The sequence below is a fragment of the Catenulispora pinistramenti genome, assembly GCF_018274385.1.
GTDB classification, from domain to species: domain Bacteria; phylum Actinomycetota; class Actinomycetes; order Streptomycetales; family Catenulisporaceae; genus Catenulispora; species Catenulispora pinistramenti.
This window is the reverse complement of record NZ_JAAFYZ010000332.1, coordinates 1-8,166: the sequence shown is the minus strand read 5'-3', so window position 1 is coordinate 8,166 and position 8,166 is coordinate 1. Positions and strand designations below refer to the sequence as shown.

At 69.1% G+C, this 8,166-nt stretch carries 8 protein-coding genes; 4 read left to right on the top strand and 4 right to left on the bottom strand.

Going from position 1 to position 8,166, the window contains the following annotated elements:
• Nucleotides 1-23: 23 nt before the first annotated feature.
• Genes KGQ19_RS45800 through KGQ19_RS45785 form a run of 4 tightly spaced genes read right to left on the bottom strand, consistent with a single transcriptional unit; the run spans nucleotide 24 to nucleotide 3,555 of the window.
• The gene (locus KGQ19_RS45800; protein ID WP_212021424.1) at nucleotides 24-956 is read right to left on the bottom strand and encodes an ABC transporter substrate-binding protein; all 933 of its coding nucleotides are present in this window, start codon (nucleotides 954-956) and stop codon (nucleotides 24-26) included.
• A gap of 57 nt (nucleotides 957-1,013) precedes the next feature.
• Entirely contained in the window at nucleotides 1,014-1,691 is a 678-nt protein-coding gene (locus KGQ19_RS45795) for an ABC transporter permease (RefSeq protein ID WP_212021422.1), read from the bottom strand.
• On the bottom strand, nucleotides 1,688-2,338 hold the full coding sequence (locus KGQ19_RS45790) for an ABC transporter permease (RefSeq protein WP_212021420.1): 651 nt from the start codon (nucleotides 2,336-2,338) through the stop codon (nucleotides 1,688-1,690). Before KGQ19_RS45790 ends, KGQ19_RS45795 begins: the two co-directional genes overlap by 4 nt.
• Entirely contained in the window at nucleotides 2,338-3,555 is a 1,218-nt protein-coding gene (locus tag KGQ19_RS45785; protein WP_212021418.1) for an ABC transporter ATP-binding protein, read from the bottom strand. Before KGQ19_RS45785 ends, KGQ19_RS45790 begins: the two co-directional genes overlap by 1 nt.
• A gap of 179 nt (nucleotides 3,556-3,734) precedes the next feature.
• Between KGQ19_RS45785 and KGQ19_RS45780 the strand changes: the two genes are divergently transcribed.
• The 4 genes from KGQ19_RS45780 (at nucleotide 3,735) to KGQ19_RS45765 (ending at nucleotide 8,034) form a co-directional block, all read left to right on the top strand.
• On the top strand, nucleotides 3,735-4,865 hold the full coding sequence (locus KGQ19_RS45780; RefSeq protein ID WP_212021416.1) for an NAD(P)H-dependent flavin oxidoreductase: 1,131 nt from the start codon (nucleotides 3,735-3,737) through the stop codon (nucleotides 4,863-4,865).
• A 266-nt stretch (nucleotides 4,866-5,131) separates the two neighbouring features.
• Nucleotides 5,132-6,004, top strand: a complete 873-nt coding sequence (locus KGQ19_RS45775) for an aminoglycoside phosphotransferase family protein (protein WP_212021414.1) — start codon at nucleotides 5,132-5,134, stop codon at nucleotides 6,002-6,004.
• A gap of 97 nt (nucleotides 6,005-6,101) precedes the next feature.
• Nucleotides 6,102-6,581: a SigE family RNA polymerase sigma factor gene (locus tag KGQ19_RS45770; protein ID WP_212021412.1), complete on the top strand. Its 480-nt coding sequence runs from the start codon at nucleotides 6,102-6,104 to the stop codon at nucleotides 6,579-6,581.
• Nucleotides 6,582-6,585: 4 nt separating this feature from the next.
• Nucleotides 6,586-8,034: a recombinase family protein gene (locus tag KGQ19_RS45765; RefSeq protein WP_194925591.1), complete on the top strand. Its 1,449-nt coding sequence runs from the start codon at nucleotides 6,586-6,588 to the stop codon at nucleotides 8,032-8,034.
• Nucleotides 8,035-8,166 lie beyond the last annotated feature (132 nt).

Here is an 8,166-nt window from a genome sequence, read left to right as displayed (position 1 = left end):
ACCAAAACCCCCAAACCGCCCCACTACCGCATCCCCACCGCCTTCAACCAATCATCAGCCACCACATCAATATCCTTCTTCTGATTCATAATCGCCGCCATCATCCCCGCCAGCGCCGCCGTGTCCAGCTTCGCCGACACCGCGTTCAGCGTCGCGACGGCGGTCGGCGTCATGCTGTCCCGGTACGCCAGTGGCGTCACGTTCTGGGCCGTGAAGACCTGCTCGGGGTCGGCCAGGACCTTGAAGCCGTGCGAGGCGATGTTCGGGTCGGTGGTGAACAGGGTCGCGACCTGGACCGAGCCGTCGGCCAGGGCCTTGACCGTGATCGGGCCGGCGGTGTCCAGGGAGCTGAAGTTCCTGAATGTCAGGCCGTACTTGTCCTTCAGCCCCGGCAGGCCCTGGTAGCGCTCCTTGAACTCCGGCGGTCCGCCGATGTCCATTGACGCCGCGTACGGGGCCAGGTCCCCGATCGCGGCCAGGTGGTCTTTCGCGGCGGTCGCGGCGGTGACCACCAGCGCGTTCTTGTCCTCGGCGGGGGAGGAGTCCAGGATTTCCAGTGACGCCGGGAGCTTCGCCTGTAGCCCGGCGTTGATGTCCGCGGTCGTGGCGGCGCGTGTCTTGGAGTCCAGGTATGCCAGCAGGGCGCCGTTGTACTCCGGCAGCACCGTCAGGGAACCCTGCTGTACCTGCTGGTACAGCACCTCGCGGCTGCCGACGTTGAACCGGACGCCGACCTTCACGCCCCTGGCCTTCAGCGCCGAGGCGTAGATGTCCGCCAGCAGTACGTTCTCCGGGAAGTTGGCCGAGCCGACCGTCACCTGCCCCTTCTTCGGGCCCGGGACCAGTGGGTTGCCGTTGGTGCAGGCGGTGACGGTCAGTGCGGCCGCCGCCAGCGCGGTAGCGGCGGCCGTCAGCGACAGCACAGGGTGGCGCGGCGTTTGAGGGGTCTTGCTCATGGGGTCGTCCTTCGTGCGATGGAAAGCCGGCCCCCCCTGCTCAACGCGCCGAGCGCGCTACGTGGTTGGTTTCTTCTGCCTCAGTCCCGGAGAGATCAGCAGCTTGCGGAGTACGGCGAAGATCACCAGGTTCAGGATCGCCGCGATCACGATCAGGAACGCGCCCCCGGCCACCATCCCGTAGTCGGTGGTCGCCAGCCCGTCGATGACGAAGCGGCCGAGGCCGCCGAACGAGGAGTACGCCGCGATCGCCGTGTTCGCCACCGCGTTCACCGCCGCGAACTGGAAGCCGGTCAGGATCAGCGGCAGTGCCGCCGGGACCTCGGCCCGCCACAGCACCTGCCACGGCCGCAGGCCCATGCCCTTGGCCGCGTCGGTGAGCTGCGGATCCACGTTCCGCACGCCCTCGTAGGTGTTCAGCAGGATCGGCGGCACGGTCAGCGCCACCAGCGGGATCATCACGGCCCGGAACTTCACGCCCATGACCACCACCAGCAGCACCACCAGACCCAGCGTCGGCAGCGCGCGCGCCACGTTCGCCAGTGAGGTGACCAGCAGCCCGCCGCGCTTGACGTGCCCGGTGAGCAGCCCCAGCGGGAAGGCGATCAGCGCCCCGATGAGCACCGCCTCGGCCGAGTACTCGTAGTGCTGCAGGAACCGCGTCGGGATCCCGTCGGATCCGCTCCAGTTCGCGGACGTGGTCAGCCAGCCCCAGGCCTGACTCAGGACGTTCACGCCGACCTCCGCTTGTTCCACGGCGTGAGCAGCCGTTGCGCGACCACCAGCAGCAGGTCGCAGGCCAGCGCCAGGGCCACGATCACCACGATGCCGGTCACCGCCAGGTCCGACCGGCTCAGCTGGGCCGCGGCCGTGAACAGGGCGCCGAACGCCCCGACGCCGATCACCGTGCCGACGCTGACCATGCTGACGTTGCCGACCGTCGCCACCCGCAGGCCGGCCATGATCGGCGGTACCGCGAGCGGCAGGTCCACGGCGACCAGCCGGCGGGCGCCGGTGTAGCCCATCGCGACCGCCGCGAGCCGGACGTCCTCGGGGATCCCGCGGATGCCCTCCACGATGTTCGGGACCAGCGCCGCGAGGCTGTATACCGACAGCGGGATGATGACCGTGGTCTGCGTCAGTCCGGTGGAGGGGACCAGCAGCACGAACAACGCGATGGACGGCAGGGAGTAGATGACGGTCAGCAGTCCGACCATCGCCGGGTAGATCTTGGGGTAGCGCACGCACAGCAGCGCGATCGGCAGCGCGGCGATCAGCCCGAACAGCACCGACAGCAGCGCCATCGTCAGCTGTTGCTGGATCAGGGATCCGTATGTGCCCAGATAACTGGGGATGTGGGGGAACAGGCCGGCGGACCTCATCAGACGGTGTCCGGGTTGTCGTCGCGGTCTTCGCGGTCGTTACGGTCGCCTGGTTCGACCCGGTCGCCTGGTTCGCCCCGGTCACCGTGCCCGGTGTCCGGAACGCTGGCGCTCTGAGCGGCCCGGATCGCCGGCACCAGTTCCTCGACCGACGCGACCCCGACCACCCGCCCGTCCTCGGCCACCCCGACCGCCCGGCTGGACGGCGACAGGATCGCCGAGTCCAGGGCGGCGCGCAGCGAGTCGGTCGCGGCGCCGAACGTGTGGCCGTAGGAGACCAGCTCGCCGACCGCCACCTTCGTCAGATCCCCGTCCGCCGGCACCTGCTCGGCGGTCAGCCAGCCCAACGGCTTGTGCCCGTCGTCCACGACCAGCAGCCAGGGCTGCGCGCCCCTGCGGGCCAGCACCTCCGCGGCCGGCGCGTCCCGCGCGACCACCGGCTCGGGCCGCAGCGGGACGCCGGTGGAGGAGAAGAAGGACAGCCGCCGCACGCCCCGGTCCAGCCCGAGGAAGCTCTCGACGAACTCGTTCTTGGGGTTGGCCAGCAGCTCGGTCGGGGTGTCGAACTGTTCGAGCACGCCGCCGGTGTTCAGCACCGCGACCTTGTCGCCGAGCTGGATCGCCTCGTCGATGTCGTGGGTGACGAACAGGATGGTCTTGCTCAGCTCGGACTGGAGCCGCAGCAGTTCGGTCTGCAGGTCCTTGCGCACCACGGGGTCCACGGCGCTGAAGGGCTCGTCCATCAGCAGCACCGGTGGATCGGCGGCCAGTGCCCGCGCGACGCCGACCCGCTGTTGCTGACCGCCGGAGAGCTGGAACGGGTAGCGCTTCGCGTGGGACTCCTCGAGTCCGACGGTCGTCAGCAGCTCCATGGCCCGCTCGCGCGCCTTGTCCTTGGACCAGCCCAGCAGCCGCGGCACGGTCATCACGTTGGCCAGCACCGTCCGGTGCGGGAACAGGCCCGCGTTCTGGATCACGTAGCCGATCCCGCGCCGCAGCTCCGGTGCGGACTTGGACCGCACGTCCACCCCGTCGATGAGGATCTCGCCGCTGGTGGGCTCGATCATCCGGTTGACCATCCGCAGCAGGGTGGTCTTGCCGGACCCGGATGGACCGACCAGCACCGTGATGCGCCCGCTGTCGGCGGTCAGGTCGGTCGCCGCCACGGCCACCGTCCCGTCCGGGTACGTCTTTCCGACCTGCACGAAGGAAATCACCCCCGAGAGCCTAGCCGGTAGGTGGGTCAAAGGGCGGTCAAGCCTCACGATGCGGCAGGTGCCCGTCTCAATCCGATGAGTCGTGGCGTCCTGATGAGTCGCGGCGTCCCGGTCGGGAAAGCCATGTCCACTACTAGAACCTGTTGCAGTTTTGCGCGGCCACCCCTACCGTCCCCACCATGCGAACCCCGCTCTCAGCAGCCTTGGGCCTGGAATTCCCGCTGTTCGCGTTCAGCCACTGCCGCGACGTCGTCGCGGCGGTCACCCGGGCCGGGGGCCTGGGCGTCCTGGGCGCGGTCTACTTCACCCCCGACGAGCTCGAGACCGAGCTCCGCTGGCTCGACGCGCACACCGACGGCAAGCCGTACGGCGTCGACGTCGTCATGCCGGCCTCCGTCTCCAGCTCCGTCAACGAGGTCTCCGCCAAGGACTCGGCGCGGACCAGCATGGAGGAGACCCTGAAGTCCTACATCCCCGACCGGCACCGCACCTTCGTCGAGGGCATCCTCGACAAATACGAGGTGCCCGACCTGCCCGCTGACGGCGACCACAGCCATCAGCTGCTGGGCTGGACCGACGCCACCGCGCGGCCGCAGGTCGAGGTGGCGCTGGAGCACCCGATCGCGTTGCTGGCCAGCGCGCTGGGTCCGCTGCCGGCCGACATCGTGGAGCTGGCGCACCGGAACAACGTCCGCACCGCGGGCCTGGCCTCCAGCGCCCACCACGCCCGCAAGCAGGTCGACTCCGGCGTCGACATCATCGTCGCGCAGGGCACCGAGGCCGGCGGGCACACCGGCGAGATCTCCACGATGGTGCTGATCCCGGAAGTCGTCGACGCGGTGGGGGACACCCCGGTCCTGGCCGCCGGCGGGATCGGCGACGGCCGTCAGGTCGCGGCGGCCATGGCCCTGGGCGCGCAGGGCGCCTGGACCGGCTCGATCTGGTTGACGGTCGCCGAAGCCGACACCGACCCGCGCGTGGTCCCCAAGCTGCTGGCCGCGTCCTCGCGCGACACCGTCCGCTCCCGCGCGCTCACCGGCAAACCGGCGCGCCAGCTGCGCACCGACTGGACCGACGCCTGGGAGGGCACTGATTCCCCCGGCGCGCTGCCGATGCCGTTGCAGTACATGCTGGTCTCCGAGGCGCACCGCCGCATCGCCCGGGCCGGCCGCACCGAGCTGATGGGCATGCCGGTCGGCCAGATCGTCGGTTCGATGACCGACGTCCGACCGGTGCGGGAGGTGATCTACCAGCTCATCGAGGAGTACGCGGCGGCCGTCGAGCGGCTGGGCGCGATCACCGAGGCGTGAGCCGCCACGTGAGGAATGGCGCGCCGGACATCTGCGGTCGTTCGGGACTGCGAACGCCCGTAAGGGGTAGAGGCGGAAAATCATCCACATCCGCCGATAACCGTGCGGTCACCGCCTGTCACACCGTACTCTGCGAACTGGCACCGGTGAGCCCCCGCGGTTCCGGTGCCCAACCGGTCACGCCGAGGGCAGACGCGACCGGGACACCGGGGTCTCTTTCCGCGCTCTAGAGGCCCCGGTGTCGGTCGCTCGGTTAGCGTGGGCCGATGGGTGACTTCATATATGGACAGGACCTGGTCCGTGCGCTGCTGAAGGACCAACATCCTGATCTGGCGGACCTCGAACTCCGCGACGTCCCCGGAGGTTGGGGCAACCAGCAGTTCCGGCTGGGCCCGGAGTTGGCCGTGCGGATGCCGCGAGGCGAGGAGCCCTCGTTTCAGGCGCGGTTGGAACAGAGATGGCTGCCGACGTTCGTTGACCGCCTGCCGTTGCCTGCGCCGATGCCGGTGCGGGTCGGTGAACCGTCGGAGCTGTTCGGGTACCCGTGGACGGTCATGCGTTGGGTCGAGGGCGAACCGGCCGACCAGGCGCCGATCACCCGCGCCGAGTCGGCGGACGCGCTGGCGGACTTCCTTGCCGCGCTGCACCAGCCGGCCCCCGCCGACGCCCCGGTCAGCGAGCGGCGCGTCGATGGCGAGGCCACGATCGAGCGCTGGCTTGAGGTCATCGAGGACCGCGAGGTCGCCGAGGCGGCCCGCGAGGTCTGGCTGAAGGCCGTCGCGGCGCCGAAGTGGCGGGGCGAGGCGATGTGGCTGCACACCGATCTGCATCCGGCCAACGTCGTCGTGCGGGACGGGCTGCTGGCCGGCGTGGTCGACTTCGGCGACCTGGGGTCCGGCGATCCGGCGATCGACCTGTCGGCCGCCTGGATCCTGCTGCCCGCGGGTTCGGTGGACCGGTTCTTCGACGTCTACCAGCGTGCCGACGACGCCGACATCACCCGGGCCCGCGGCTGGGCCGTGCTGCGTGCGATGACGTTGATCGCGATCGGGCGGAACGGCCGGCTCGGCAAGCCCGGCGGCAAGCCGACGTGGGAACCGGCCGGGTATGCCACCCTGGAGCGCGCGCTCAGCACTTGAAGCGCGTGTTGATCACGCGCATCGCCCGCTGACAACCAGAACCGCCCCCACCCTCGTGGTAGCCGATGGAGGCACGGACAACGCGAGGGGCGGCCACATGCAAAGACCTGACGACGACGAGTTCAGCGAACTGGTCGCCGCGCGTTCCCACACCCTGCGGCGCACCGCGTACTTGATGTGCGGCGACTGGCACCAGGCCGAAGACCTGACCCAGATCGCCTTCATCAAGCTGCACGCCGCCTGGGGCCGGGTCCGCCGTCGTGAGGATCTGGACGCCTACCTCCGCAAGACCCTGCTTCGCGCCTGCATCGATGAGAAGCGGCACGCCCGGTGGCGCCGGGAGTTCCCCGGCTCGGACGGTCTGCCGGACCGTCCGGCCGCCGACCGCGCGCCGGACCAGGCCGCGGCCGACCGCGACCTGCTCGTCGCGGCGCTGCGCACGCTGCCGCCCGGGCAGCGCGCGGTATTGGTACTGCGCTTCTGGGAGGACCAGAGCGTGGAGGAGGCCGCCCGGTTGTTGGGGTGCTCGGCCGGCACGCTCAAAGGTTGTTTGCCCACCATGACAGTGGGACAATAGAGCCATGGGTAAATCAGAGTTCGAGGGCGAGTCGGCAGCGATCTACTGCCGGATCTCGCACATCAAGGACGACGACCAAACCGGGGTGGAGCGCCAGGAGCGGATCTGCCGGGACATGGCCGCGCGGTACGGTCTGCGGGTGTCGCCGGAGCATGTGTTCATCGATCCGTCGCGGTCGGCGTGGCAGCGCAACCGCAAGCGGCCGGGGTGGGACAAGATGCTTGAGGCGATGGACGCAGGGGCGTTCCGTCACGTGCTGGCCTACCACCCCGACCGGCTGATGCGTCAGCCTCCCGATCTTGAGCAGTTGCTGATCAAGGCCGAGGAACGCAACGTGATCCTGCACGGGCAGGCCAACCGGCGTGACCTGTCCAACGCCGATGACCGGTTCTTTCTGCGGATTGAGGTGGCGCACGCGTGCAAGTCCTCCGATGACACCTCCCGCCGGGTGAAGTCAGCGCAGGAGGACGCTTTGGCGGCCGGGAAGGCGCACGGGGGACGTCGGACCTACGGCTACACCAAGGACTCCACTGCGATCGTGCCGGAGGAGAAGGAGATCGTTCAGGAGATCTTCCGCCGGTTCCTGGACGGTGATGCGATTTGGGCGATCTTCCAGGATCTCCACAAGCGCCAGGTTCCCTCAGCCGGTGGCGGACTGTGGACTGTGGGGCGGGTTCGGGCAACCCTGGATCTGCCCAAGCACGCCGGGCTGATCACCTTCCAGGGCGAGGTGCAGAAGGATGCGAACGGCGACTACCGCACCGGTGCCTGGCCCGCGATCGTGTCCGTCGGGGAGTGGGAGGAGGTGCACCGTCTGCGCCAGCAGCGATCGGCCGACTACGCCGATGCCCGCCGCAGCTTCCGCAAGTACCTGCTGACCGGGTTGGTGATCTGCACCAACTGCACCCGGTCCATGGTCGGGGAGAAGGTGGGCGGGGTTCGCGGGGTCCCCTACTACCGGTGCACGCGTAAGACCAGCTCGATGCCCGAGGCGTGCACCCGCAAGATCAAGGCTGTGGAACTGGAAGAGTTCGTCAAGGACGCGGCCAAAGACTTCCTGACGTCGCTGTCGCCATCGGACCTGGTGGCCCCGTCGGTGACGATGGACCCGGTAGACGCCGAGCAGGCCGAGGCAGACGACAAGGTGAAGCTGGCCGAGATCCGAGAAATGTGGGACGCGAAAGAGATCACTACCGCTGAAATGCGCGAGATGCAGGCGAAGATCAAGGCCCGGATGGCCGCGCGCAACAAGGCCACCGTTATCCGGCCACTGACCGCGCTGGAAGGCATCGTCATCGGGGAAGGCGCCGCCGAATCGTTCGACGGCCTCACCGAGGACCGCCAGGCCGCCGCCCTACGGTTCCTGTTCCCCGCCGTACGGATCAAGGCGTCCAGCGTGCGCGGCGTGGTCGATTTCGGCCGCGTCGATATCGATCCGCCGCAGCTGCACTAATCAACGAACGCGATCAAGGGGCCAGACTCAGTCAAGGAGCCTGGCCCCACACCACGCTACCGGACCGGCCACTCACCAAGCCCGACCATGATCGTTTAGGGGTTGGCCGGCGGAGCCGCACCCCACCCACCC